Raw genomic sequence first — 24329 nt, 5'->3', positions numbered from 1 at the left:
AATCGCCTCCGACATCTCGTCCCCCGAATGCGGAGCGCGCCATGCACAACAATAAGAATCGCCAGCATCCTCTGTTTCCGGCCCTGATCGCCGGCCTGTCGACCCTGGGCCTGGGCACGGCCGCCCAGGCCCAGATCATGCTCTACGACAAGGACCAGACCACCTTTTCCACCGACGGCTACGTCAACGCCTTCTACGTCAACAGCAAGGTCGACCGTGCCGGCGAGCAGTACGACCGGCGCCAGGCGCGGGTGAAGATGGGCTTTTTGCCCAACTACCTGGGCTTCAACATGGGCCGGCAGGTGGACGACCTCAAGCTCGGCGCCCGGGCCTCGTTCTGGGTGACCATCAACGACAGCCAGGACAACGGCACCGACACCGCCATCGACGTGCGCCAGTTCTACGGCACCGTGGCCAACCCCGAATGGGGCGAAGTGCTGATCGGCAAGGACTTCGGCCTGTTCGCCCGCTCCAATATCCTGCTCGACGAAATGCTCGCCGGTTATGGCCAGGTCAGCGACAGCCTGGGGCTGGTGGACGGCGGCGGGGTGTCGTTCGGCAACATCGGCAGCGGTTATCCCTATCCCTTTCCCACCTCGCAGATCACCTACCGCAGCCCGCTGATGGACGGCCTGCGGGTGGCGGTGGGCATTCTCGACCCGGTGGACACCAACGACAGCAGCACCCTGGGCAAGTCCTACCAGAAGAACCCGCGCACCGAGAGTGAGATCACCTACCAGTTCGACCTGGGCGGGGCCAAGTTCTACAGCTGGCTCAACGGCAGCTACCAGACCTCCGACAACACCGATCCCGAGGTGCAGTCGGTCACCTCCAAGGGCCTGGGCTACGGCCTGCAAGCCAAGATGGGCGGGCTGTCCCTGACTGGCTCGGGGTTCCAGGCCAAGGGCATCAACCCCTTCTTCACCAACAATGCCGGCAAGGCCACGCTGCGCAATATCGACAGCCGCGGCTACCTGCTGCAGGGCTCGTACAAGCTGGGCAAGAACCGCCTGGCGCTGTCCTACGGCAAGACCCGTGACGACGGCAACGGCGTGGTGGGCAGCGGTGCCGACTACCAGACCCGCGGTGTCGCGCTGTTCCATGACATCAACGACAACCTCAAGCTGGTGGCCGAGTACAACCAGTTCCAGATCGATGGCCATCGCGGCAACGCCCAGAACGAAGACACCAACACCTTCGCCGTCGGCGCGGTGCTGACCTGGTAACGGCAGCGGCAAGCCGCAAGTTGCCCGCTGCAAGTGGTTTGCATCCGTTATTGCGGACGGTTGTAAAAAAAACTGTGGCGGGCGAGCTTGCTCGCGCTGGAAGGCGCAGCCTTCCCAAGGCCTGAGTCCGCGGTCTGCCTGGCTGATCGCGGATTCAGGTTTCGCGGCCGCTGCGCGCCTGAGCAGGAGCAAGCTCCCTCGCCACGCCGGCGCCTACGCCCATGGAACTGTCCACCCGCTACCCAAGTAGCATTCGTGCCCCGGGGCCGACTTCGTACACTCATCCCTCAGATAACCCGCGCCGGAGACAACCATGCAGCAAGCCCAGAGCGAGGGCGTGGTCAGCGCCATGTCCCAGGCCGGCGATCCGCAGCAGGTAGCCCAGGACCTGGCCCGCCAGTTGCTGCATCCGCACCTGGGCTTCGTGTTGTTCTTCTGCTCCGCCGAGTACCCCCTGCAAGCCCTCGGCCAGGCCCTGCAACAGGGCTTTGGCGGCATTCCCCTGGTGGGCTGCACCAGCGCCGGGGAAATCACCCCCCGGGGTTACGGGCGCAATTGCGTGACCGCCATCGGTTTTGACCACCGGCACTTTTCCATCGCCGCCGAGCTGATCGACCAGATGGAGCATTTCAGCCTGATCGATGCCCAGCAGATGGTCGAACGCCTGGTGGGCGGCTGTCGCAGCAACACCCTGGCACCGATCAAGAGCAACACCTTCGCCCTGACCCTGCTGGACGGCCTGTCGAGCCGCGAGGAAATGGTCCTGGCCGCCCTCGGCGCGGCCCTGGGCGATATCCCGCATTTCGGCGGCTCGGCCGGCGACGACAACTACCTGACCCACACCCATGTGTATTTCGGCGGTGAATTCCACAGCGGCGCGGCGGTGGTGGTGCTGGTCAACACCTGGCTGGATTTCGAGGTGTTCACCACGCACCACATCCAGCCCCGGGCGGAAAAGCTGGTGGTCACCGGCGCCGACAGTACCTTGCGCCGGGTCTATGAACTGAACGCGGAACCGGCCGCCGAGGAATACGCGCGGCTGATCGGCGTGCCGCTGGCGCAGCTCGATCACCGGGTGTTCGCCGCCCATCCGCTGGCGGTGCGGATCAACCAGCACTACTACGTGCGCGCGGTGCAGCAGGTGCACCCGGACCTGAGCCTGAGTTTCTACTGCGCGGTGGAGAACGGCATCGTCCTCACCGCCATGACCCCGGGGCCGTTGCTGCCCAACTTGCAAGCCTTGTTCGACGGCCTGCAACAGCGCCTGGGCAGTTTGCTGCTGACCATTGGCTGCGACTGCTTCCTGCGCCGCCTGGAACTGGAAGACCAGGGCGGCCTGGAGCGTATCGGCGCCTTCCTGCGCGAGCAGCGGGTGATGGGGTTCAACACCTACGGAGAACAGTTCAATGGCATGCACATCAACCAGACCTTCACCGGGGTCGCCATTGCTCGCAGCCGGGCTGCGGCCCGTCGCTGAACTGCACGCCCGGATCGACTGCCTGCAACGGCAGAACCACAAGCTGCGGCGGATCAACGACGCGTTGATCGAGCGGGTCGAGTCCGGCATCACCCGGGGCAACGATCCCTATGCGGCGTTCCAGCATTCGGTGGTGCTGGCCGAACAGGTGCGCGAACGCACCGACGCGCTGAACCAGGCCATGGCCGAGCTCAAGGCCGGCAACCATTTGCTCAGTGAGGCGCGGTTGCGGGCCGAGACCGCCCATCAGCACCTGATCGACGCCATCGAGAGCATTTCCGACGCCTTCGTGCTGTTCGACCAGGAGCAGCGCATCGTCCTGTTCAACAGTCGCTTTCGCGCTTTCTGGGCCAACAGCCGGGTGCGGATCATGGCCGGCATGCGCCTGGCCGAGGTCCGGCGCTTGCTGACCAGCACCGGGCTGTTCAGCGAAGAACCGCGCAGCGGTGGCGACGAGCAACTGCTGTATCGCCTGCACAACGGCCGCTGGCTGCAGGTCAGCGAACGGCCGACCCGCGAGGGTGGGCGGGTGATCCTGTTCACCGACATCACCGAGGTCAAGCACAGCGAGACCCTGCGCCGCGAGCAGGCGGTGGCGCAGAAATCCCACCTGCTGCAACGGGCGGTGGACAACCTGTCCCAGGGCGTGGCCATGGTCAACGCCGAGGGCGTGCTGGAGTTGTGGAACCGACGCTTCCTGGAACTCAGCGGGTTGGCCCCGGTGGCCGCGCACCGGCTGTTCGCCGAGGTCATCGGCGACAGCGAACTGAGCCTGCTGACCCCAGCCAGTCGCGATGCCGGCGGCCGGGTGATCCATGAATGCGAGCAGCGCCTGAGCGATGGCCGGGTCCTGGAGATCCGCACCCATCCGCTGCCCACCGGCGGTTTCGTCAACACCTTCACCGACATCACCGAGCGCTACCAGCATGCCGAGGCCTTGAGCGAGAGCGAGCGCTGGATTCGCCTGATCGCCGACCACGTGCCGGCGCTGATCGCCTACCTCAATGCCGACCTGGTGTACGAGTTCACCAACAAGGTCTACGAGCAGTGGTACTGCTGGCCCCGGGGCGTGATGCTCGGCCAGAGCCTGCGCGAGGTGCACAGCGAGCAGCATTACCTACGCCTGGAGCCCTATATCGCCCGGGCGCTGGCGGGAGAGAGCGTGACGTTCGAGTTCGCCGAGACCAACATCAACCACCAGGAGCGCTACATGCTGCGCTCCTACGTGCCCAACCGCCTGGCCAGTGGCGAGGTGGTGGGGATCTTCGTGCTGATCCGCGACATCACCGAGCGCCGGCGCACCGCCGAGGCCTTGCACCAGGCCTACCAGAACCTGGAGCTGCGGGTGCGCGAGCGCACCGCCGAGCTGACCACCCTCAACCAGCAACTGCTGCGCGAGATCGAGGAGCGCAGCCGGGTCGAATCGCGCCTGCGCGAGGCCAAGGGCGAGGCCGAGCGGGCCAACCTGTCGAAGACCAAGTTCCTCGCCGCGGTCAGCCACGACCTGTTGCAACCCTTGAACGCCGCGCGCCTGTTCACCAGCGCCTTGCTCGAACGCCGCGATCCCGAGGCGAGCCAGGCGTTGGTGCGCAATGTCAGCAATTCCCTGGAGGACGTGGAAAACCTGCTGGGCACCCTGGTGGACATCTCCAAGCTGGACGCCGGGGTGATCAAGGCCGACGTCGCGCCTTTCGCCCTGGGCGAGCTGCTGGACAACCTGGCCGCCGAATATGCCCAGGTGGCCCGCAGCGAGGGCCTGGAGCTGCACTTCGTGGCCTGCTCGGCGCTGGTGCGCAGCGACATCCAGCTGCTGGCGCGGGTCCTGCGCAACCTGTTGAGCAATGCCATCCGCTATACCCGCCAGGGCCGGGTGGTGCTGGGCTGCCGGCGCCAGGGCCGCTGGTTGTCGATCCAGGTCTGGGACAGTGGCCTGGGCATCGCCGCCGAGCGGCTGGAGGAGATCTTCCAGGAGTTCAAGCGCGGCGATGAACAACGCCGCGACCAGGACCGCGGCCTGGGCCTGGGGCTGGCCATCGTCGAGAAGATCGCCGGGATCCTCGGGCACCGCATTGGCGTGCGTTCTTGGCCGGGGCGCGGCTCGGTGTTCAGCGTGCAGGTGCCGATCAGCGCCAGCGCGTCGCTACCGGTACCCTGCCCGGAATGGCGGGCGGCGCCGCTGGAGCGTTTGCAGGGGGCGCGGATCTGGGTCCTGGATAACGACGCGGCGATCTGCGCCGGCATGCGCACCTTGCTCGAAGGCTGGGGCTGCCAGGTGGTCACGGCGTTGTCCGAGGAAGACCTGGCGCGCCAGGTGGACGACTACCGGGCCGAGGCCGACCTGCTGATCGCCGACTACCACCTGGACCAGCAGCGCAATGGCATCGATGCCGTGGCGCGGATCAACGCCCGCCGTGCCCTGGCGATCCCGGCGATGATGGTCACCGCCAACTACAGCAACGACCTCAAGCAGCAACTGCGCGAACTGGGTCACACCCTGATGCACAAGCCGGTACGGCCGATGAAACTCAAGACCGCCATCAGCCACCTCATAAAGCAGCGGCAAGCTTCAAGCTGTAAGCCCCGAGCTTGAGGCTTGCCGCTTGCCGCTAGCGGCGCAGGTAGGCGCCGAAGTCGATGTCGCCGGCGCTGAGGATCGCCTGCACCCGGTTGTGCACGTTGAGCTTGCGCAGGATCGCCGAGACGTGGGCCTTCACCGTGGTCTCGGCGATGTCCAGGGTGTAGGCGATCTGCTTGTTGGATTCGCCCTTGGTCATGCGCTCCAGCACCAGCAGCTGCTTGCGGGTCAGGGCCTGCAACAGCTCCGGCGGGAAGCTCGGGGCCTCGCTGCTGCGTCGTCCCGGCGAGTTCTTCTGGGTGCGGATGATGTCCGGCGGCAGGTACACGTTGCCATTGAGGATCTGCTCGATGGCTTCGGTCATCTGCGAGCGCGGCGAGGACTTGGTGATGAAACCCACGGCGCCATAGGTGATGGCCTGCAGCACGACCTGCTTGTCCTGCTCGGCGGAGACGATCACCACCGGAATGGTCGGCGCTTCGTTGCGCAGGGTGATCAGGCCATTGAGGCCGTGCATGCCGGGCATGTTCAGGTCCAGCAGGATCAGGTCCAGGTCGTCGTGGTCCTGGGTCAGGGCCAGGGCGCTGTCCAGGTCGGCGGTCTCCATCACCTCGCTGCCGGGGAAACCGTCGCTGATGACGTTGTGGATGGCTTCGCGAAACAGTGGGTGATCATCGGCTATCAGGATTCTGTACACGGCCTTTCACCTCGTTATTGTGGTTATGGGAGCACTTGAGCAAGGTATCGTCAGGGCAGGGGCTCGGGCTGGGCCGCCACCACGGGCAGCCCGGCGGCTTCCCAGGCATCCAGCCCGTCGCGGTACCAGTAGATATTTTTATAGCCCAGGGCTGCGGCGCGTTTTACCGCGTTCCAGCTCAGCCAGCAATCGGCGCGGCAATAGAACACCAGCGCTCGCTGGCGGTCGCCCTGGCTCAGGCGCTGCAAATGCTGGCTGAAGTAGTCCTGCCACTGGGGCGTCAGCTCGCCGTCGCCGGTATTGGCCAGCCAGTGGCTGCCGGGCAGGTTGGCGTGGGGTTCGCTGTCGATGAAGCGGCCTTGCAGCCATTGCCGGCGATAGACATCGATCAGCAGCGGTGCCGGGTGCTCTTGCAGCAGGCCTTGCAAGGCCTGGGTGTCGACGATCTGCGCCGCCTCGATGTGCAGCGGGGTCGGGCTGCGATACAGGCCGGTGCGATAACCCTCGGCGGAAAACAACGGGTCGGCGGCCTGGACGCTGCCCAGCGCCAGGCTCAGGCACAGCGTGGCCAGGGTTTGCAAGGCACGTGGCATATGGCTTTTATCCTTGTCGTTATGGGCCCATTACATGCCAGGGCCGGGTACTTGGGAATGCGACCATCGACAGTAAAAGCAGTACCAAAGTCGTAGGTCCTGGCTGGGCGACGTTCTTGCGCTTGTCGGTAGTCGCTGCTGCGGCTGTTCAGGTGACGCCAAGCCTGCTGGCACGCTCCGTCAGGGCCATCCACGGGGTTTCATGCGCGGCCAGGTGCCGGTTCTCGGAACCCTGGAAAGTCCTTCGGCCCTTTGCGCCGCCTCGCCCAGGGCTCGACAGCGGCTGCGGAGTTTTTCATCAGCAGAACCTAGGCGGTGTTCTTGCGCAGGGCGGCGTGCTGCGGGTTGAAGGTGGCGACCGCGAGCAGCGCGAATACCAGGGTCAGGCCCAGGCACACCGCCAGGGCCAGGGGGTCGAACCGCAGGTACAGGGCAAAACGCACCAGTTCCACCGCATGGGTGAAGGGATTGATGGCGCACAGCCAATACAGCCACTGGCTGGCCTCGAGCATCTTCCACAGCGGGTACAGCGCCGAAGACAGGAAGAACAGCGGGAAGATCACGAAATTCATCACCCCGGCGAAGTTCTCCAACTGGCGGATGGCGTTGGACAGCAGCAACCCGAGGGCGCTGAGCATCAGCGCCACCAGCAACAGTGCCGGTAGCGCCGCCAGCAGGCCCAGGGCCGGCGGCTGCACCCCGTAGAGCCAGGCGATGGCGAGGAAGGCATAGACCTGCAACAGCGACACCAGGGCCGTGGCCAGCAGCTTGCTGGCCAAGAGGAACGGCCGCGGCAGGGGGCTGGTGAGCAGGAGGCGCATGCTGCCCATCTCGCGGTCGTAGACCATCGACAGCGAACCCTGCATGCCGTTGAACAGCAGGATCATGCAGGCCAGCCCGGGGATGATGTAGACCTCGTAGGGAATGTAGGTGTCGTAGGGCTCGATGATGGCGATGCCCAGGGCCGCGCGAAAGCCGGCGGCGAACACCAGCAGCCACAGCAACGGGCGCACCAGGGCGCTGAGAAAGCGCGTGCGCTGCAGGACGAAGCGCAGCCATTCGCGCAGCACGATGCCGCGCAGGCACTGCCAGTAGGCGCTCATGCCAGGTGTGTTCATGCCGGGTGTCCTCCGGTCGCCATCGAGGGGGGCGGTGTCGCTGGGGTCAAGCGGGCAAAGGCCGTGCCCAGGTCGCCGCCATGGGCCTGGCTCACCGCGCCGGCTTCGCCGCTGGCCACCAGGCGCCCCTGGTGCAGGACCAGCAACTGGTCGTCGGCCTGTACTTCATCCAGCAGGTGGGTGGTCCACAGCACGCTCAGCTGTTGCTCCTCACACAGCTGGCGGATATGCCGGCCCAGGGCCAGGCGGCTGGCCGGGTCGAGGCCGCTGCTGGCTTCGTCGAGCAACAGCAGGCGCGGCTGGTGCAGCAGTGCGCGGGCGATCTCCACCCGGCGCCGGTGCCCGCCGTTGAGCTGGCGCACCGGCTCGCGGCGGCGTTCGTCCAGGCCCTGGCGTTGCAGCTCGGCCTCCACCCGCGCCTGGGCCTGGCGCCTGGACAGGCCATGCAGGGCGGCGTGGTAGCGCAGGTTCTGCTCGACGCTCAGGTCCAGGTCCAGGGTGCTTTGCTGGAACACCACCCCCAGCTGGCGCAGGGCCGCTCGTGCGGCGTTGCGCAGCGAGCAGCCGCCGACGCGGATGTCGCCCTGTTGCAGGTCGTAGAGCCGGGTGAGCAGGGCGATCAGTGTCGACTTGCCGGCGCCGTTGGGCCCCAGCAGCGCGGCGAAGCGCCCGGGAGCCAGGCTCAGGCTGACCTGGTCCAGGGCCCGGCGCGGGCCGTAGGCGAAGCTCAGCTGGCACACCTCCAGGGCCTTCATGGGGTCACCACCACGCCCCAGGGGTAACGCCCGACCTTCACCGACTTGAGCACCTTGCGCTGCTCCACGTCGATCACCGAGACGTCGCCGCTGACCCCATTGGTGGCCAGCAATTGGCGCTGGTCCGGGGTGAATGCCAATTGCCAGACCCGCCGTCCCACCAGCAGGTAGTCGAGGACCTCGAAGGTCTTGGCGTCGATCACCGCCACATGGTTGGCCGGGCCCAGGGCGACGAAGGCGTACCGGCCGTCGGCGCTGAGCTTGATCCCCACCGGCTGGACCTTGTCCGAGTGCACGCCCTTGATCTTGAACCCCAGGGTCTTGAGCACCTGGCGCGTGGCCACGTCGAGGATGGTCACCGTGCCGCCGATTTCCGCCGAGGCCCACAGGCGCGAACCGTCCGGGGAAAATTCGACGAAACGCGGGCGCTGGTCCACCAGGGTGTTGTCGGCCAGGGTCTGGGTGCTGGTGTCGATCCAGTGCAGCATGTTGGTGGTTTCGCTGGTATTGACCGCCCACTTGCCGTCGGGGCTGACCGCCATGCCTTCGGGTTCGACACCGACGTCGATCTGCCCCAGGACCTTGGCGGTCTGGGTGTCGATCACCGTCACCAGCGCATCGTCTTCGTTGGATACGTACAGCCAGCGGTTATTGGGGTGCAGGGCGAACTGCTCGGGGTCCTTGCCCGACGGCAGCTCCTTGACGATCTTGCGGGTGGCCACGTCCATCACCTGGACCCGATCCGAATCGCTGGCGCAGATGTACAGCAGCCGGTTGTCGTGGGACAGCAACAAGCCCCGGGGCCGCTGGCCGACGGGCAGGGTGTCGGTGACCTCCAGGGTCTGCATGTCGATCAGGCTCAGGCTGTTGTCCTTCTCGTTGGAGACCCAGGCCGTGGCGGCCAGGGCGTGCCCGGTGGCGAGCAGCAGGGCCGCGCAGAGCGTGGAGCGGCGAAGAAGAGGGCGGCGCATGGCGGATTCCTTATTGTTGTAGGGGGCGGCTCAGGGATAGCGGCAGGTCACTTCGGGACGGTCGTAGCCCAGGCTGTCCATTTCATTGAACGGATGCAGGAAACCCTCCTGGGGCGAAGTGCTGACCAGGGCCCGGGGCTGCACCAGGGCAATGGGTTGGCGCAGCTCGCCGTTCCATGGGCGGTAGCTGAGCTTGCGGCCCTTGAAGCCATCCAGCGGCAACTGGTCGCCCAGCAGCCGTTGTTGCAGGTCTCGGGGCTCGGCCTGGCGCAACGTGCGCACCGCGCTGGCGATGCTGCGCACGGCCATCCAGGCGGCGAAGTCACGGTCGTTCATCCAGCGCCCGGCCTGGGCTTCGAAGCGCTTTTGCAATTGCGCGGCGCCGAAGGTCTCCACGCTCTTGTGCCAGGCGGTAGGGGTCAGGCCCTGGGTGCCGGCCACCGGGCGCGGGTACCAGGTCTGGTAGGGCAGGTATTCGCCGAAGTCGCCGCGCTCGTCGGCCACCAGCACCACGTCGTACTCGGCGGTTTGGGTGAACAACGGCATGTCGGCCTGGGCACTGCGGCGCTGGTCGTTGTCGAAGCTCCAGGTTTTTTCCGCGACGATCTGCAGGCCGAAGCGCTTCATGGCCCGGCGCAGGGCCTGGGCGTAGGCTCGGTCATCCTCGGTCTGGCCGACCACCAGCAAGGCCCGCTGCCATTTGCGCAGGGCCAGGAACTGCACCAGGGCGTCGGCCAGCATGGCCCGGCTCGGCAGGCTGTGCAGCACGTTGCCCAGGCACTGGTCGCTGCGCAGGCGGTCGTCGGGACTGCCGGCGTTGAACAGCAGGCTGTCGGGCAGGGCGGCGGACAAGGCGCGCAAGCTGGCCGCCGGGGCGTTCACCACGAACAGCCGCAGGCCCTGCTCGTGCTGGGCCCGGGCGGCTTGCAGCAGCGCCTCGGGGCTGTCGACGCTGGCGCTGACCAGCTCGAACCGCTGTTTGAGGAAGCGCCCGGTGCTGTTGTTGTCGACGATCGCCAACTCGGCGCCTTGCAGGCCGGCATCGGCGGGTTCGGGAATGATGTTCGAGAGCAGCGGACCAGCGTCGGGTCGATAGCCCAGGTAGCCGATGCGCACCTGCAGGCTGGGCTCGGCCACTTGCGTGGCCCGCGCGCATTGGACGCCGCCCAGGGCCATGGAAAGGGCCAGCAGGCAGGTCAGGGCAAGGGGGGCGGGCTGGCGCATCGGCGGCTCTCCACGGCAGGTGGCGCCAGCATAGAAAGAGCATCGCAGCGCAGGAATATGCAGAAAGTAGCGCCCGGCCAGTACCAAGGTAGTAGTCCGGCGCGGCGGTGGCGGTCTTAGCATGGCCAGCAGAGCCCCTGGCCACTGTGGAGCCAACGCCCATGCGCCTGATCAAACTGCTGCTATTGCCCCTGCTGCTGATCCTCAGCCTGATCGGCGTCGATCGCCCGCATGGCTCGCGCCCGCTGCCGGTACCGGCGGTGCCGCTGGCGCCGGGGCACTAGGCATGTCGGCGTTGTGGCGGATCAACCTGTGGGTCAGCGGTTTTTTCGCCCTGGTGACCCTGGCTTGTGCCGGGTTGCTGTGGCACCAGGCCTTGGCCGATGTCGAGCGCGAGTTGCAGTCCGCCGAGGCCGTGGTGGCGTATCTGGGCGAGACCGCCGAGCGTGACCCGGCCAGCCTGCAAGCGCGCCTGACCCGCAGCCTGCGCCATGTGCGGGTGCATTGGCTGGAACCGGGCGCCAGTGCCCGCCTGCCCGAACAATCGGACTGGGAAGCCTGGCTCGGCCGCCGCTTGTTCAGCGAGCGCCAGCATGCCAGCCGGCTGCTGGACTTGAGCGACGGACGCCGGGTGCTGATCGCCGTCGATGCCCGGGACGAGATCGACGAAGCCTGGGATTCCCTGCAACAACTCTTGGGCCTGTGCGCCCTGGCCCTGGCCCTGAGCCTGTTGGCCATTCGCTGGGCGGTGCGCCGTGGCATTGGCCTGCTCGATGACCTGCTGCGGGCCTTGGGCCAAGTGTCGGCCGGACAACTGGCGGTGCGCCTGCCGGAAAGCGGCCTGCCCGAAGCGCTGCAACTGGCCGGGCACTTCAACCGCATGACCTCGGCCCTGGAGCAGACCCGGGCCGACAACGCGCAACTGACCCGGGCGTTGCTGGCGGTGCAGGAGCGCGAACGGACCCAGCTGGCGCAGACCCTGCACGACGATCTCGGCCAGTACCTGGCCGGTATCCGCGCCCAGGCCTGCCTGCTGCGCCTGGTGGCTGGCGAGCCGGCCACGGTGGCGCAGACGGCCGAGCGGCTGGAGCACAACTGCCAGCATCTGCAACAAGGTTTTCGCAGCCTGGTGCAGGACCTGTATCCGGTCGTCTTGCAGCACGTGTCGCTGCCTGCCGCGGTGCAGATGCTGGTGAGCCAGTGGCAGGACACCCAGCGCATCGCCTGCCAGCTGAGGTTGAGCGAGGACCTGCCAACGCTGTCCATGGCGAGCAAGACCCACCTGTACCGATTGTTGCAGGAGGCCCTGACCAATATTGCCCGGCATGCCGACGCCAGCCAGGTGCGGGTACGCCTGCAACGCAGTGGTCGCGGCTTGCGCTTGTGGGTGCGGGACAACGGCCGCGGCGCCTGCCAGCCCCAGCGTCCCGGGGTCGGCCTGCATTCGATGGCCGAGCGCGCCCGCAGCCTGGGGGGCGAACTGCGCATCCTCAGTCGTCCCGGCGCCGGTTGGGCGCTGGCCCTGGCCATTCCCCTGGAGGCCCGATGAACATCTTGTTGGTCGACGACCATGCCGTGGTCCGCCAGGGCTACGCCAGCCTGCTGCGGGCGGCGTTGCCGGCGATGCAGGTCCGCGAAGCGGCCAATGGCGAGGAGGCCCTGGCCCGGGTCCTGGAAGAGGTGCCGAACCTGGTGATCATGGACTTCGGCTTGCCCGGCATCAGTGGCCTGGAGACCACTCGGCGCCTGCGCCAGCGCTTGCCACAGCTGCGGGTGCTGTTCTTCAGCATGCACGACGAACTGCCCCTGGTGCGCCAGGCCCTGGAGGCGGGGGCCTCGGGCTACCTGACCAAGAGCTCGGCGCCCCAGGTGCTGATCGAAGCGGTGCAGCGGGTGCTGGCGGGCCACGCCTACATCGAGCAAGCCCTGGCCACCCAGCTGGCCTGCACGCCCCAGGCCGGCGCCAGCGACCCGCGCTTGCAGAGCATGACCCAGCGTGAGCTGGAGATCTTCGTGATGCTGGCCCGCGGCACGCCGGCGCGGGAGATTGCCGAGCAGCTGTGCATCAGCACCAAGACCGTGTCCAACCACCTGACCCTGCTCAAGAGCAAGTTGCAGGTCAGTTCCCATGCGCAGCTGGTGCATCTGGGGATCGACATGGGGGTGGTGCGGGTGGCGGGATAGGCCTGTGGTGGTCTGGCTATATTTGCGGTTTGAACAGGTTCGTGGGCGATGAGTCCAGGCCGGTAACGTGCCGCCACCCCATGGAAGGTGGTTCGTGGCCGTGCATGGAGATATAAATTCATTATTTTGGAGTTTATCTGCTATTTTTATCTATAAACCATGAATTTATAGAGTTATATGGCCTTTATAGGCTTATGGTGAATTCTATAATGACCAAGGTTAAGTGGGATTCCTGGCTATAAGGCTCGATATGATGGATTTAGCGTTTGTCAGGCCTGATGAAGTGGTCAAGCAGCTTTGCGCTCGCCTGCGCCAGGAACGCCTGTCCCAGCAAATGACCCAGGCCGAAGTCGCGGCGCGTGCTGGCGTTGGGGTCGGAACCTTGTCCAACCTGGAGGCTGGGCGCAGCGTGGCGTTCGACAGCGTGGTTCGGGTGGCCATGGTGCTGGGGCGTCTGCCTGAGCTGGAGCAACTGTTCCTACCGCAACTGGACAGTCTCGATGACATCCTGCGTTATGAGCAGGGCGCCCAACGGCGGCGCGTGAAGAGGAAGGCTGGCGATGCTTAAACAGGTCGACATCTACTACGACGGTTGGGCGGAGCACTGGCGCTGGGGGTCTTTGGTGTCCACGACCGCGCTCACCGGCCGTCCGTTGATTGCCTTCGAGTACAGCGAGCAGGCCCTGGACCGGGGTCTGGAACTATCGGCCTTGCGCTTGCCGTTGAAGGGGCCGCGGCTGCGCAGGGACTTTCCCGTGCATCAGATGGGATTGCCGGGGCCGGTCTATGACTCGCTGCCTGATGGTTGGGGCATGCTGCTGATGGACCGTTTGTTCAAGCGTCGTGGCCTCAACCCTGCGCGGATCGGTCCTTTGGAGCGCTTGGCCTATATTGGCGACCATGCCATGGGCGCGATGTCATTCGAACCTGTGGCGCCAGACCTGCTCATGGCGCCTGAAGACATTTCCCTGGAGCGTTTGGCGGCAGAGGTCGAGCACGTGCTGCATGGCGAGGGTGGGGAGTTCTTGCAGCAACTGCTGTTGATGGGCGGTTCCCCCCATGGCGCACGCCCCAAGGCGTTGCTCTATCGCGATCCTGTGGATGGCCGCTTCAGTACAGTGGCCGGGCCGGGCCTGGATGCTTGGCTGATCAAGTTTCCGGGGACGGGTGAGCACCCTGAGGTCTGTGCCATCGAGGCGGTCTACGCGCAGTGCTTGCGCGAATGTGCCATCGATACCTCGGACACCGAGCATTTCGCATTGCCCAATGGCCAGGCGGCTTTCGCCACCCGACGCTTTGATCGGCACAACGGAATGCGTGTGCCCATGCAAAGCCTCGCTGCCTTGACCGGTGCGGATTTCCGGGCGGCCGGCGCGCTGGACTACACCGCTTTCCTGCGGGCCAGCCAATACTGTTGCAACGATGTGCGGGCAAAGGCGCTGGCCTTTGCACGGGTCGTGTTCAACGTGGCGTTCAACAACCGCGATGACCATCCCAAGAACTTCGCCTACCTCATGTCTTCAAGCGGCCACTGGCAGTTGGCGCCGGCTTATGACGTGACCTTCTGCGAAGGGCCGGGAGGCTATCACCAGATGGATGTACTGGGCGAGGCGCTGGACGTCAGCCGCAAGCATCTGCTCAGGCTTGCGGTGGAAGAAGCGGAGCTATCGAACGGTGTTGCCATCGACATCATCGAGCGCATCTGCCAGGTGGCCAGCGGTTTTACCCTCAGGGCCAGAGCTCTGTTTCCAGGGGACATCACCTCGGATACCCTGCGCACCATCCAGGCCCGCATCGATACTAACCTCGCTCGGCTCGGTTAACACCCGCAGCCGCAGAGCAGCGAGGCTGCGTCCGGGTGCGCAGTGCCCGTGAAGCCCGGCGACGCGGTCCATCAGGCTTGTCGCGTCTGGCGGTTTGGCGAGTGGTCGGGTCTGGCAAGGACTGCGTCCTCGTGCGCAGCCTCGCTGCGCTCGACAGCGGCTACAAGGCGGTGTCAGTTGCTCCAGCTGCCTGGGCAGCCTTGGCAGCCCTCCATATTGGCATCCTGGAAATTCCCATAATGCTGCCGCGCACCGCGCAGGTCGGCGCGTTCCAGGTTGCTTTCGCCGAACTTGGCTTCTTGCAGGTTGGCATCGCGCAGGTCGGCGCCTTGCAGGTCGGCCTTGCTCAGCCAGGTCATTTCCAGATCCGCGGCTTGCAGGTTGGCCTGCTGCAGCTTGGCTCCGGAGAGCCGGGCGAATTGCAGGTAGGCGGCGCTGAGGTTGGCGTTGGCGAGCTGTGCGCCCTGGGCGAACAGGCCCCAGCCCTGGATGGCCACCAGGGTGGCGTCGCTCAGGTCCGCCAACCGCAGGTTGCTCTGTTGCAGGCTGGCGCGGGTCAGGTTGGCGCCTTGCAGGCGGGCTTTTTCCAGGTTGGCCAGGTCCAGCCGGGCATGGCGCAGGTCGGCTCCGCGCAGGTCGGCGCCGGCCAGGTTCATCTTGCCCAGGTCCTGGTTGGCCAGCTGGGCGCCGCGCAGGTCGGCCCCGGGGCACTGGCTGGATGCGGCGATCAGGCAGCCGTTGATGATCAGCGGGACGTCGTTGCCGGCGTCGTCGAGGTTCACCGCGAAGGCGGGGGAGAGGGTCAGCAGCAGGGCAAGGGGCAGGTAGTTCATGGGGTGGTCCTCCAGGCGGGAGTGAAGGCGAGGGAGCAAGCGCCCTCGCCACAGGTCGATCAGCGCTGAGCGGTCTTGTTGTCCCAGCTGGGGATCTTGAACACCCAGAACGAGCCGCCCTGGGCCACCGGCTTGGTCAGCTCGGCCATGTCGCCGCCCCACAGCGGCACGGCGCCGCCGTAGCCCACGGTCACGCCGATGTACTGCTCGCCATCCTGCTCCCAGGTGATGGGCGGGGAGACGATGCCGCTGCCGGTCTGGAATTTCCACAGCTGCTTGCCGGTCTTGGCGTCGAAGGCCTTGAAGAAGCCGTCGCCGGTGCCGGTGAACACCAGGTTGCCCTTGGTCGCCAGGACGCCGGCCCACAATGGCAGCGGCTCCTTGTGCTCCCAGACCAGCTTGCCGGTGGTGGGGTCCATGGCGCGTAGGGTGCCGACGTGGTCGTCGTACATGCGCTTGATGCGAAAGCCCATTCCCAGGTAGGCCGAGCCCTTCTTGTAGTTCACCTCTTCAGTCCAGTACTCCTCCTTCCACTGGTTGCCGGGGATGTAGAACAGCCCGGTGTCCTGGCTGTAGGCCATGGGGTTCCAGTTCTTGCCGCCCAGGAACGGCGGCGAGACTTCCACCGGCTTGCCCTTGGTTTCACCCGGCAGCGGCTTGGCCGGACGCTGGCCTTGGTTTTCCACCGGGCGCCCGGTCTTGAGGTCGATGTGGCTGGCCCAGGTGATGTTGTCGACGAAGGGGAAGGCGTTCTGCAGCTTGCCGTTGCTGCGGTCGACCACGTAGAAGAAACCGTTGCGGTCGGCGTGGCCGGTGGCCTTGACCACCTTGCCGTCCTTGCCCTTGTAGTCGAACAGCACCAGCTCGTTGTTGCCGGAGAAGTCCCAGGCATCGTTGGGCGTGTGCTGGTAGAACCACTTGACCTCGCCGGTGCTCGGGTCGACCCCGACCTGGCCCGAGGTGTACAGGCTGTCGTAGTCGTGGGGGTTGCCATCCTTGGCGGTGCGTGCCCAGGTGTTCCAGGGGCCGGGGTTGCCGGCGCCGACGATGATGGTGTTGGTCTCGGCATCGAAGCTGGCGCTCTGCCAAGGGGCGCCGCCGCCGTGGCTCCAGGCCTCGACCTTGCCGGTCTCGGTGGTCTTGTCGTCCGGCCAGGAGGGCGCCTTGACGTCGCCGGTGGGGGTGCTGTCCTTGCCGTTCAGGCGGCCCATGTGGCCTTCGACGAAGGGCCGCATCCACACCTCTTCTCCGGTGTCCGGGTCGCGGGCGAACAGCTGGCCGACCACGCCGAACTCATCGCCGGAGCTGCCGTGGACCAGCAGTACCTTGCCGCTCTTCTGGTCCTTCACGATGGTGGGCGCGCCGGTCATGGTGTAGCCGGCGCTGTGGTCGCCGAATTTCTTGTTCCACACCACCTTGCCGCTGTTCTTGTCCAGGGCGATGACCCGGGCGTCGAGGGTGCCGAAATAGATCTTGTCGCCGTAGATCGCGGCGCCGCGGTTGACCACGTCGCAGCACGGGCGAATGTTGTCCGGCAGGCGGTGGTTGTAGGTCCACAGGCGCTTGCCGGTCTTGGCGTCCAGGGCGAACACCCGGGAGTAGGAGCCGGTGACGTAGACCACGCCGTCGCTGACGATGGCCTGGGATTCCTGGCCGCGCTGCTTTTCGTCGCCGAAGGAGTACGACCAGGCCGGGGTCAGCTTGAACACGTTCTGGTCGTTGATCAGGGCCAGGGGGCTCCAGCGCTGGGCATTGGTGCCCATGCCGTACTGCAACACGTCCTTGGTGGTCAGGTGGTCGTTGGCGATGTCTTCCCAGGTCACGCCCTTGCTGGCAGGTGCCGCCGGGGCGGTGGCCGCTGTGGCCGCCGCGCCCAGGGACAGGCTGCCGGCCAGCAGCAGGGCCTGGACGGCAAGGCTCAGGGGGGAGAGGGCGGGTAGCGATCTTATTGTCATGGTTGCGGTTCCCAGTGGAGGTTTTGGCCTGACTAGGGTCTGCCGCGCGAGGCGCTTTTAGATACGGAAAAAGTCCCGCCCTTGCCGGGAATAATTCCCGGGCGACACCTGATTTAGGCCCGCGCCACAAGCCCTACTACCAAGGGAGGAGGACGCGGCCACCAAAGCAGCATACGGTCGCGTCCGGGCTGTTCCTAAGATGACGCCATGGCCTCTGTAGCGAGGTCTTGCGTGCAATCTTGAGGGCCTGACAATGACAACAAAACACAACGCCTTGCTCGTGGCAGGGCTGCTGGCCGGTGCCTTGGCCACCGGCGCCGCATGGGCCCATGGCAACGTGGTGCCCCAGGCGGTGGAAACCAAGGGCCTGACCCCGATCAAGGACGCCGGGGTGACGCTGGATGGCGACGGCTGGGCGACGGTCAATCCGTACCGCACCTCGCCCGAACACGACAAGGCGGTGGAGATCGGCGCCTCGGCCTACAACCAGAACTGCGCCGCCTGCCATGGCCTGGAAGCCAAGTCCGGAGGCATTGCGCCGGATCTGCGCATGCTGGATGCCGGCGAAGCCGGGGATGAATGGTTCGTCGAGCGGGTGCGCAACGGCGCGGTGCGCGATGGCCGGGTATACATGCCGAAGATGGCCGACTACCTGAGCCAGGAAGCCTTGTGGGCGGTGCGCACCTACCTGGACAGCGTGCGCATCGAGGAGTGATCGCCATGGGCCGCTTCGCCCTGTTCCTGGCTGGCCTGCTGCTGTGTTGCGCCACGGCCCAGGCCGGGGTTCGCAACTACGACACCATGATCGCCTCCGGTGAGCTGAAGGTGGCGGTGTACCAGGATTTTGCCCCCTACAGCTTCCAGGACCAGGGCCAGCCCCGGGGCGTCGACGTCGAGCTGGCGCAAGCCCTGGCCCAGGCCTTGGGGGTGCGCTTGCAACTGATCTGGGCGCCGCCCGGGGAGAAGCTCGACGACGACTTGCGCGACTACATCTGGCGCGGCAGCCCGCTGCGCCACCAGCAGTTGGCCGACCTGATGATGCGCGTGCCCTACGACCACGACTACGCGCAAAAGCGCAACGAACTGGGCGAGCTGGCCAACGATCACGTAGTGATGTTCGGCCCCTATCAGGAGGAGCGCTGGCAGGTGGCGTTCGACCGCCGCCGGCTGGATTCGGTGGCCAGTGTCGCGGTGTTCCGGCAGCACCCCATTGGCGTCGAGGTGGACAGCGTGCCGTCGTTCTACCTGACCTCGGTGTTCAACGGCCTGCTCAGTGCCAAGACCCATCACTACCCCAGCGTGCAGCAGGCCTTCGGTGCCTTGCGGGCCGGGCAGGTGGATGCGGTGATGGCCATGCGCGGCGAGATCGACTGGCAGTTGCACCAGGCGGGCGATCCGCAACTGGCCCTGGCGGACAACGCCTACCCGGACCTGGGCAAGCCGCTGTGGGAGATCGGCATGGCGGTGCATGAAAGCAACCGCCAGTTGGCCTACGCCATTGAGGAGGCCCTGGAAGAGCTGATCCGCGACGGTCGGCTCAAGGCGCTGTACGCCCGTTATGGCCTGCGTTACGAGGTCCCACAGATGTATCAATAGGAGCAATGTCGATGAACTGGCGAGCGACCTGGCTGCTGGCATGCTGGCTGCCCTTGGCGACCCCGGCGCTGGCCGCCGAGCCCGGTGTGTCCCGGCAACCGGGCGCGGACCCGGTGCCCTCGGTGATGTGGGCCTTCTACCACAAGCAATTGCTGGGCGATGCCGCGTTCGTCTTCGATGAGCGGGTCAAGCTGCTGGCGCCGCCCTTTGCCGAGGATGCGCGCCAGGTGCCGCTGGAGATCGATGCCCGGGCCTTCACCGGCGAGGTGGTGCGCATCCTGGCCTGGGCCGAGCTCAACCCCTTGCCGCGCATCGTCGATTTCGTGCCGGGGGAGCGGGTGCTGCCGTGGCTGTCGATCCGCATTCGCATCGAGCAGGCCACACCCCTGCGCGCCGCGGTGCAGACCCGCGATGGCCTGTGGCACGTGGGTTCGACCCTGATCGATGCCGCGGGCGGTGGTTGCACCGCGCCCAGCGTGGTGCGCACCCAGCCCGGCTGGGAAGAGCACATCGGCGAGGTGCTGGGCGGGCGCTATCCCCGGGGCGATGCCAGCCGCCTGCGCCTGCAAGTGTCCCATCCGATGGATAACGGCCTGGTCAGCGGCATCCCCGAGTTCTTCCTCAACCACGCCGAATTGCGCGACCAGAACGATCAGCGCCTGGCCCGCCTCGAGCTGTTCCCGGCGGTCAGCGAGAACCCCAACCTGGGTTTCGATATCCAGGGCCCGGGGCCGACCCGCCTGCTGATGCGGGACAACAGCGGCAACCAGTTCGAGGCCGCGTTGCCCTGAATCACCTGTGCTCACCGGAGGCCCCACCATGCGTTGGATCCTGTTGTTGCTGCTGTGCCTGAGCCTGCCGGCCCGGGCCGACCTGGACTATCGACTCACCCCCCGGCAGATCGCCGCGGACACCTGGCTGCTCGAAGGCAGCACCGACAATTTCGCCAAGGCCAACGGCGGCAACATCGTCAACAGCGGGTTCATCGTCACCGACAGCGGGGTGCTGGTGATCGACAGCGGGCCGTCGAAACGCTACGGCGAGGCCCTGCGCCGGGCCATTGCCGCCGTTACCGACAAGCCGGTGATCGAGCTGTGGTTGACCCATCACCACCCGGACCATGTGCTGGGCAACCAGGCTTTCGCCGATGTGCCCATCGGTGCCCTGGCCGGCACCACGGACCTGCTGCGCCAGCAGGGCGAGGCCCTGGCGGAAAACATGTATCGCCTGGTGGGCGACTGGATGCGCGGCACCGAGGTGGTGCTGCCCACCCAGGTGCTGGAGCCCGGGGTGCGCGACATTGGCGGTCACCGCCTGCGCTTGCTGGGGCTGGGCGGACACACCGGCGCCGACCTGGCGATCCTCGATGAGACCACCGGGGTGCTGTTCGCCGGTGACCTGGTGTTCTACGAGCGCGCGCTGACCACCCCCAACAGCCCGGGGCTCGGGGTCTGGCTCAAGGACCTGGACACCTTGCAGGCGCTGCCGTGGAAGCTGATCGTTCCCGGCCATGGCCCGCTGGCCGCCGATGCCCGGCCCTTTGCCCAGATGCGCGACTACCTGGGCTGGCTCGATGGCCTGATGCGCGACGGCGCGGCACAAGGCGACGACATGGCGGAGATGATCCGCCGCCCGATCCCCGAGCGTTTTGCCGGCATCAGCCTGACCCGCTACGAGCTGATCCGCAGCGTCAGCCACCTCTATCCGCGCTACGAGCGCCAGCGCCTGCAACGCCTCGACGGCCACTGATCCCGTGGCGAGGGCGCTTGCTCCCGCTCGACCGCATAGCGGTCGCAAAATCTGAATTCGTGATCCGGGCAGGAACGGGGTGGCAGCCATCGGGGGCGGCTGCGCCACCCGGCGGGAGCACGCTCCCTTGCCACCTCCCCAGGAGGGCTGCTTGTAGCTTGCTGCTGGCCGCTGCTCTTCTTCTACCAAGGAACTAGAAAACTCAGCACTGCGAGCAATTGTTGGCGGGCAGGCCGCGACCAAGAATTCCCGGCAGGCCGGGAAAATTTCCCGGGGACAACAATAACCGCAGAGGTAGCCGTCATGACCCAACCCCCACGCCGTCCCTTCTTCGCCGTGAGCCTGGTGCTCAGTGCCATGCTGCTGTCCGGCGCGGCGCTGGCCGCCGTCGACGACCAGGAGATCCTCCAGGACCCGAAGAATCCGCAGCAGATCGTCACCAACGGCCTGGGGGTACAGGGCCAGCGCTACAGCCCGCTGGACAGGCTCAACGTCGACAACGTCAAGGACCTGCGGCCGGTGTGGGCGTTCTCCTTCGGCGGCGAGAAGCAGCGTGGCCAGCAGGCCCAGCCGCTGATCAAGGATGGGGTGATGTACCTCACCGGTTCCTACTCGCGGGTGTTCGCCGTGGACGCCCGCACCGGCAAGAAACTCTGGCAGTACGATGCGCGCCTGCCCGATGACATCCGCCCCTGCTGCGATGTGATCAACCGGGGGGTGGCGCTGTACGGCGACCTGGTGTTCTTCGGCACCCTGGACGCCAAGCTGGTGGCGTTGAACAAGGACACCGGCAAGGTGGTGTGGAGCAAGAAGGTCGCCGACCACAAGGAAGGCTATTCCATCAGCGCCGCGCCCATGGTGGTCAACGGCAAGCTGATCACCGGGGTCGCCGGTGGCGAGTTCGGCGTGGTCGGCAAGATCCAGGCCTACGACCCGAAGAACGGCGAGCTGCTGTGGATGCGCCCCACCGTGGAAGGCCACATGGGCTATGTGTACAAGGACGGCAAGGCCATCGAGAACGGCATCTCCGGGGGGGAGGCGGGCAAGACCTGGCCGGGCGATTTGTGGAAGACCGGCGGTGCCGCGCCCTGGCTGGGCGGCTACTACGATCCGGAAACCAACCTGCTGCTGTTCGGCACCGGCAACCCGGCGCCGTGGAACTCCCACCTGCGCCCCGGCGACAACCTGTATTCCTCCTCGCGCCTGGCCCTGAACCCGGACGACGGCAGCATCAAGTGGCACTTCCAGAGCACCCCCCACGACGGCTGGGACTTCGACGGGGTCAACGAGCTGATTTCCTTCAACTACAAGGAGGGCGGCAAGGAGATCAAGGCGGCCGCCACCGCCGACCGCAACGGCTTCTTCTACGTGCTGGACCGCACCAACGGCAAGTTCATCCGCGGCTTCCCCTTCGTCGACAAGATCACCTGGGCCACCGGCCTGGATAAGAACGGCCGGCCGATCTACAACGAAGCCAGCCGCCCTGGCGCGCCGGGCAGCGAGAGCAAGGGCAGCTCGGTGTTCGTCGCCCCGGCCTTCCTGGGGGCCAAGAACTGGATGCCCATGGCCTACAACCGCGACACCGGGCTGTTCTACGTGCCGTCCAACGAGTGGGGCATGGATATCTGGAACGAGGGCATCGCCTACAAGAAGGGCGCGGCGTTCCTCGGGGCCGGCTTCACCATCAAGCCGCTCAACGAGGACTACATCGGCGTGCTGCGGGCCATCGACCCCATCAGCGGCAAGGAGGTCTGGCGCCACAAGAACTTCGCGCCGCTGTGGGGCGGGGTGCTGACCACCAAGGGTAACCTGGTGTTCACCGGCACTCCGGAAGGCTTCCTCCAGGCGTTCAACGCCAAGACCGGCGAGAAGGTCTGGGAATTCCAGACCGGCTCCGGCGTCCTGGGGTCGCCGGTGACCTGGGAGATGGATGGCGAGCAGTATGTCTCGGTGGTCTCCGGCTGGGGCGGCGCGGTGCCGCTGTGGGGCGGCGAAGTGGCCAAGCGGGTCAAGGACTTCAACCAGGGCGGCATGCTCTGGACCTTCAAGCTGCCCAAGACCTAAAAGCAGCGGCAAGCTTTTAGCTGCAAGCTTTCGATCTTGCCGCTTGAGGCTTAAGGCTTGCCGCTGCTGTTTTACGACCAAATGACGAGAGCCCTTGCTGCCAACGATGCATTCGTCTGGCACCAGGGGCTCTCTACCATCGGTGCATCGCCTGTCGTGGACAGGCATTGACCCGCAGAGGCCCAGCATGATCTACGCACAACCCGGAACCCCAGGCGCCATCGTGTCCTTCAAGCCGCGCTACGGCAACTTCATCGCTGGCCAGTTCGTGCCGCCGGTGGCCGGCCAGTACTTCACCAACACTTCGCCGGTCAATGGCCAGGTGATCGCTGAATTCCCCCGTTCCACGGTCGAAGATATCGACAAGGCTTTGGACGCCGCCCATGCCGCGGCCGAGGCCTGGGGCAAGACCAGCGTCCAGGAACGCTCGCTGATCCTGCTGAAGATCGCCGACCGCATCGAGCAGAACCTGGAACGGCTGGCGGTCAGCGAGACCTGGGACAACGGCAAGGCGGTGCGCGAGACCCTCAATGCCGACGTCCCCCTGGCCGCCGACCATTTCCGTTATTTCGCCGGCTGCATCCGTGCCCAGGAGGGCGGCGCCGCGGAAATCAACGAACTGACCACCGCCTACCACTTCCATGAACCGTTGGGCGTGGTCGGCCAGATCATCCCGTGGAACTTCCCGTTGCTGATGGCCGCCTGGAAGCTGGCCCCGGCCCTGGCCGCCGGCAACTGCGTGGTGCTCAAGCCCGCCGAGCAGACGCCGCTGTCGATCATGATCTTCGCCGAGCTGGTGGCCGACCTGCTGCCAGCCGGGGTGCTGAACATCGTCCAGGGCTTTGGTCGCGAAGCCGGCGAGGCCCTGGCCACCAGCAAGCGCATCGCCAAGATCGCCTTCACCGGCTCGACCCCGGTGGGCTCGCACATCATGAAATGCGCCGCCGAGAACATCATCCCGTCCACCGTGGAACTGGGCGGCAAGTCGCCGAACATCTTCTTCGAAGACATCATGCAGGCCGAGCCCAAGTTCATCGAAAAGGCCGCCGAAGGCCTGGTGCTGGCGTTCTTCAACCAGGGCGAAGTCTGCACTTGCCCATCCCGCGCCCTGGTCCAGGAGTCGATCTACGAGCCGTTCATGGCCGAGGTGTTGAAGAAGATCAAGCAGATCAAGCGCGGCAACCCGCTGGACACCGAGACCATGGTCGGCGCCCAGGCCTCCGAACAGCAGTACGAGAAGATCCTCTCCTACCTGCGGATCGCCCAGGAGGAGGGCGCCGAGCTGCTCACCGGTGGCGCCGCCGAGCGCTTGGAAGGCGACCTGTCCAGCGGCTATTACATCCAGCCGACCCTGCTCAAGGGCCACAACAAGATGCGTGTGTTCCAGGAAGAAATCTTCGGCCCGGTGGTGGGCGTGACCACCTTCAAGGACGAAGCCGAAGCCCTGGCGATCGCCAACGACAGCGAGTTCGGCCTCGGGGCCGGGCTG

Annotated in this window: 22 protein-coding genes; 14 read left to right on the top strand and 8 right to left on the bottom strand. The window is 66.2% G+C overall.

Features of this window, described 5'->3' with window-relative positions:
* Nucleotides 1-41: 41 nt before the first annotated feature.
* The 3 genes from ACK6AU_RS20865 to nahK all read left to right on the top strand — a co-directional run bounded on the left by ACK6AU_RS20865 (nucleotide 42) and on the right by nahK (nucleotide 5293).
* Complete coding sequence (locus ACK6AU_RS20865; RefSeq protein ID WP_185702014.1) at nucleotides 42-1226, top strand: porin; 1185 nt, start codon at nucleotides 42-44, stop codon at nucleotides 1224-1226.
* 313 nt (nucleotides 1227-1539) lie between these two features.
* Nucleotides 1540-2703 (top strand): nitric oxide-sensing protein NosP, encoded by a 1164-nt coding sequence (gene nosP, locus ACK6AU_RS20860; protein WP_409301094.1) that lies wholly within the window; start codon nucleotides 1540-1542, stop codon nucleotides 2701-2703.
* Entirely contained in the window at nucleotides 2633-5293 is a 2661-nt protein-coding gene (gene nahK, locus ACK6AU_RS20855) for a hybrid sensor histidine kinase/response regulator NahK/ErcS' (RefSeq protein WP_185702016.1), read from the top strand. The genes nosP and nahK overlap by 71 nt, the downstream gene beginning before the upstream one ends.
* 16 nt (nucleotides 5294-5309) lie before the next feature.
* Here nahK and ACK6AU_RS20850 read toward each other — a convergent pair whose 3' ends face one another.
* From ACK6AU_RS20850 to ACK6AU_RS20825, 6 genes are all read right to left on the bottom strand, one after another.
* On the bottom strand, nucleotides 5310-5975 hold the full coding sequence (locus ACK6AU_RS20850; protein WP_185702017.1) for a response regulator transcription factor: 666 nt from the start codon (nucleotides 5973-5975) through the stop codon (nucleotides 5310-5312).
* 50 nt (nucleotides 5976-6025) lie between these two features.
* On the bottom strand, nucleotides 6026-6568 hold the full coding sequence (locus ACK6AU_RS20845) for a PQQ-dependent catabolism-associated CXXCW motif protein (RefSeq protein WP_185702018.1): 543 nt from the start codon (nucleotides 6566-6568) through the stop codon (nucleotides 6026-6028).
* Nucleotides 6569-6876: 308 nt separating this feature from the next.
* Nucleotides 6877-7671 (bottom strand): ABC transporter permease, encoded by a 795-nt coding sequence (locus ACK6AU_RS20840; RefSeq protein ID WP_409301108.1) that lies wholly within the window; start codon nucleotides 7669-7671, stop codon nucleotides 6877-6879.
* A gap of 11 nt (nucleotides 7672-7682) precedes the next feature.
* Nucleotides 7683-8441 (bottom strand): ABC transporter ATP-binding protein, encoded by a 759-nt coding sequence (locus tag ACK6AU_RS20835; protein WP_185702019.1) that lies wholly within the window; start codon nucleotides 8439-8441, stop codon nucleotides 7683-7685.
* Complete coding sequence (locus tag ACK6AU_RS20830; protein WP_409301090.1) at nucleotides 8438-9412, bottom strand: YVTN family beta-propeller repeat protein; 975 nt, start codon at nucleotides 9410-9412, stop codon at nucleotides 8438-8440. The genes ACK6AU_RS20835 and ACK6AU_RS20830 overlap by 4 nt, the downstream gene beginning before the upstream one ends.
* Before the next feature lie 30 nt (nucleotides 9413-9442).
* The gene (locus tag ACK6AU_RS20825) at nucleotides 9443-10636 is read right to left on the bottom strand and encodes an ABC transporter substrate-binding protein (protein ID WP_409301088.1); all 1194 of its coding nucleotides are present in this window, start codon (nucleotides 10634-10636) and stop codon (nucleotides 9443-9445) included.
* 161 nt (nucleotides 10637-10797) lie between these two features.
* Between ACK6AU_RS20825 and ACK6AU_RS20820 the strand changes: the two genes are divergently transcribed.
* The 5 genes from ACK6AU_RS20820 (at nucleotide 10798) to ACK6AU_RS20800 (ending at nucleotide 14643) form a co-directional block, all read left to right on the top strand.
* Complete coding sequence (locus ACK6AU_RS20820; protein ID WP_260498129.1) at nucleotides 10798-10920, top strand: hypothetical protein; 123 nt, start codon at nucleotides 10798-10800, stop codon at nucleotides 10918-10920.
* A 2-nt stretch (nucleotides 10921-10922) separates the two neighbouring features.
* Nucleotides 10923-12185: a HAMP domain-containing sensor histidine kinase gene (locus ACK6AU_RS20815; RefSeq protein ID WP_185702022.1), complete on the top strand. Its 1263-nt coding sequence runs from the start codon at nucleotides 10923-10925 to the stop codon at nucleotides 12183-12185.
* On the top strand, nucleotides 12182-12820 hold the full coding sequence (locus tag ACK6AU_RS20810; RefSeq protein ID WP_103326945.1) for a response regulator transcription factor: 639 nt from the start codon (nucleotides 12182-12184) through the stop codon (nucleotides 12818-12820). The genes ACK6AU_RS20815 and ACK6AU_RS20810 overlap by 4 nt, the downstream gene beginning before the upstream one ends.
* 250 nt (nucleotides 12821-13070) lie before the next feature.
* Nucleotides 13071-13388, top strand: a complete 318-nt coding sequence (locus tag ACK6AU_RS20805) for a helix-turn-helix domain-containing protein (protein WP_241109646.1) — start codon at nucleotides 13071-13073, stop codon at nucleotides 13386-13388.
* A complete protein-coding gene (locus tag ACK6AU_RS20800; RefSeq protein ID WP_409301084.1) occupies nucleotides 13381-14643 on the top strand; it encodes a type II toxin-antitoxin system HipA family toxin in 1263 nt (420 codons plus the stop codon). The genes ACK6AU_RS20805 and ACK6AU_RS20800 overlap by 8 nt, the downstream gene beginning before the upstream one ends.
* Nucleotides 14644-14816: 173 nt before the next feature.
* Here ACK6AU_RS20800 and ACK6AU_RS20795 read toward each other — a convergent pair whose 3' ends face one another.
* Both ACK6AU_RS20795 and exaA read right to left on the bottom strand, forming a co-directional pair.
* Entirely contained in the window at nucleotides 14817-15476 is a 660-nt protein-coding gene (locus ACK6AU_RS20795) for a pentapeptide repeat-containing protein (protein WP_409301082.1), read from the bottom strand.
* 59 nt (nucleotides 15477-15535) lie between these two features.
* Nucleotides 15536-17431 carry a quinoprotein ethanol dehydrogenase gene (exaA, locus tag ACK6AU_RS20790; protein WP_409301080.1) on the bottom strand — a complete coding sequence of 632 codons (1896 nt, stop codon included), beginning with the start codon at nucleotides 17429-17431 and terminating at the stop codon, nucleotides 15536-15538.
* A gap of 253 nt (nucleotides 17432-17684) precedes the next feature.
* On the opposite strand from exaA, the gene pedF reads away from it, so the two are divergent.
* From pedF to ACK6AU_RS20760, 6 genes are all read left to right on the top strand, one after another.
* Nucleotides 17685-18146 (top strand): cytochrome c-550 PedF, encoded by a 462-nt coding sequence (gene pedF, locus ACK6AU_RS20785; protein WP_185702027.1) that lies wholly within the window; start codon nucleotides 17685-17687, stop codon nucleotides 18144-18146.
* Nucleotides 18147-18151: 5 nt separating this feature from the next.
* Complete coding sequence (locus tag ACK6AU_RS20780) at nucleotides 18152-19027, top strand: substrate-binding periplasmic protein (protein ID WP_409301078.1); 876 nt, start codon at nucleotides 18152-18154, stop codon at nucleotides 19025-19027.
* Nucleotides 19028-19038: 11 nt separating this feature from the next.
* The gene (locus ACK6AU_RS20775) at nucleotides 19039-19818 is read left to right on the top strand and encodes a quinoprotein dehydrogenase-associated SoxYZ-like carrier (protein ID WP_409301076.1); all 780 of its coding nucleotides are present in this window, start codon (nucleotides 19039-19041) and stop codon (nucleotides 19816-19818) included.
* A gap of 28 nt (nucleotides 19819-19846) precedes the next feature.
* Nucleotides 19847-20776 carry a quinoprotein relay system zinc metallohydrolase 1 gene (locus tag ACK6AU_RS20770; RefSeq protein WP_409301074.1) on the top strand — a complete coding sequence of 310 codons (930 nt, stop codon included), beginning with the start codon at nucleotides 19847-19849 and terminating at the stop codon, nucleotides 20774-20776.
* A gap of 303 nt (nucleotides 20777-21079) precedes the next feature.
* A complete protein-coding gene (pedH, locus tag ACK6AU_RS20765) occupies nucleotides 21080-22840 on the top strand; it encodes a PQQ-dependent alcohol dehydrogenase PedH (RefSeq protein WP_409301072.1) in 1761 nt (586 codons plus the stop codon).
* Between the two features lie 187 nt (nucleotides 22841-23027).
* A partial coding sequence (locus ACK6AU_RS20760) for an aldehyde dehydrogenase family protein (protein WP_409301070.1) occupies nucleotides 23028-24329 on the top strand: 1302 nt, incomplete at its 3' end.

The sequence above is a fragment of the Pseudomonas sp. KCJK8993 genome (assembly GCF_046230915.1).
Classification (GTDB): Bacteria; Pseudomonadota; Gammaproteobacteria; order Pseudomonadales; family Pseudomonadaceae; genus Aquipseudomonas; species Aquipseudomonas piscis.
The sequence above is the reverse complement of the archived record's forward strand: the minus strand, read 5'-3'. Positions and strand labels throughout refer to the sequence as shown.

Coding starts and splice junctions, on each gene's coding strand:
- ACK6AU_RS20865 (WP_185702014.1), top strand. CDS start 42: ATGCACAACAATAAGAATCGCCAGCATCCTCTGTTTCCGGCCCTGATC.
- nosP (WP_409301094.1), top strand. CDS start 1,540: ATGCAGCAAGCCCAGAGCGAGGGCGTGGTCAGCGCCATGTCCCAGGCC.
- nahK (WP_185702016.1), top strand. CDS start 2,633: ATGGCATGCACATCAACCAGACCTTCACCGGGGTCGCCATTGCTCGCA.
- ACK6AU_RS20845 (WP_185702018.1), bottom strand. CDS start 6,568: ATGCCACGTGCCTTGCAAACCCTGGCCACGCTGTGCCTGAGCCTGGCG.
- ACK6AU_RS20840 (WP_409301108.1), bottom strand. CDS start 7,671: ATGAGCGCCTACTGGCAGTGCCTGCGCGGCATCGTGCTGCGCGAATGG.
- ACK6AU_RS20835 (WP_185702019.1), bottom strand. CDS start 8,441: ATGAAGGCCCTGGAGGTGTGCCAGCTGAGCTTCGCCTACGGCCCGCGC.
- ACK6AU_RS20830 (WP_409301090.1), bottom strand. CDS start 9,412: ATGCGCCGCCCTCTTCTTCGCCGCTCCACGCTCTGCGCGGCCCTGCTG.
- ACK6AU_RS20825 (WP_409301088.1), bottom strand. CDS start 10,636: ATGCGCCAGCCCGCCCCCCTTGCCCTGACCTGCCTGCTGGCCCTTTCC.
- ACK6AU_RS20820 (WP_260498129.1), top strand. CDS start 10,798: ATGCGCCTGATCAAACTGCTGCTATTGCCCCTGCTGCTGATCCTCAGC.
- ACK6AU_RS20815 (WP_185702022.1), top strand. CDS start 10,923: ATGTCGGCGTTGTGGCGGATCAACCTGTGGGTCAGCGGTTTTTTCGCC.
- ACK6AU_RS20810 (WP_103326945.1), top strand. CDS start 12,182: ATGAACATCTTGTTGGTCGACGACCATGCCGTGGTCCGCCAGGGCTAC.
- ACK6AU_RS20805 (WP_241109646.1), top strand. CDS start 13,071: ATGATGGATTTAGCGTTTGTCAGGCCTGATGAAGTGGTCAAGCAGCTT.
- ACK6AU_RS20800 (WP_409301084.1), top strand. CDS start 13,381: ATGCTTAAACAGGTCGACATCTACTACGACGGTTGGGCGGAGCACTGG.
- ACK6AU_RS20795 (WP_409301082.1), bottom strand. CDS start 15,476: ATGAACTACCTGCCCCTTGCCCTGCTGCTGACCCTCTCCCCCGCCTTC.
- exaA (WP_409301080.1), bottom strand. CDS start 17,431: ATGACAATAAGATCGCTACCCGCCCTCTCCCCCCTGAGCCTTGCCGTC.
- pedF (WP_185702027.1), top strand. CDS start 17,685: ATGACAACAAAACACAACGCCTTGCTCGTGGCAGGGCTGCTGGCCGGT.
- ACK6AU_RS20780 (WP_409301078.1), top strand. CDS start 18,152: ATGGGCCGCTTCGCCCTGTTCCTGGCTGGCCTGCTGCTGTGTTGCGCC.
- ACK6AU_RS20775 (WP_409301076.1), top strand. CDS start 19,039: ATGAACTGGCGAGCGACCTGGCTGCTGGCATGCTGGCTGCCCTTGGCG.
- ACK6AU_RS20770 (WP_409301074.1), top strand. CDS start 19,847: ATGCGTTGGATCCTGTTGTTGCTGCTGTGCCTGAGCCTGCCGGCCCGG.
- pedH (WP_409301072.1), top strand. CDS start 21,080: ATGACCCAACCCCCACGCCGTCCCTTCTTCGCCGTGAGCCTGGTGCTC.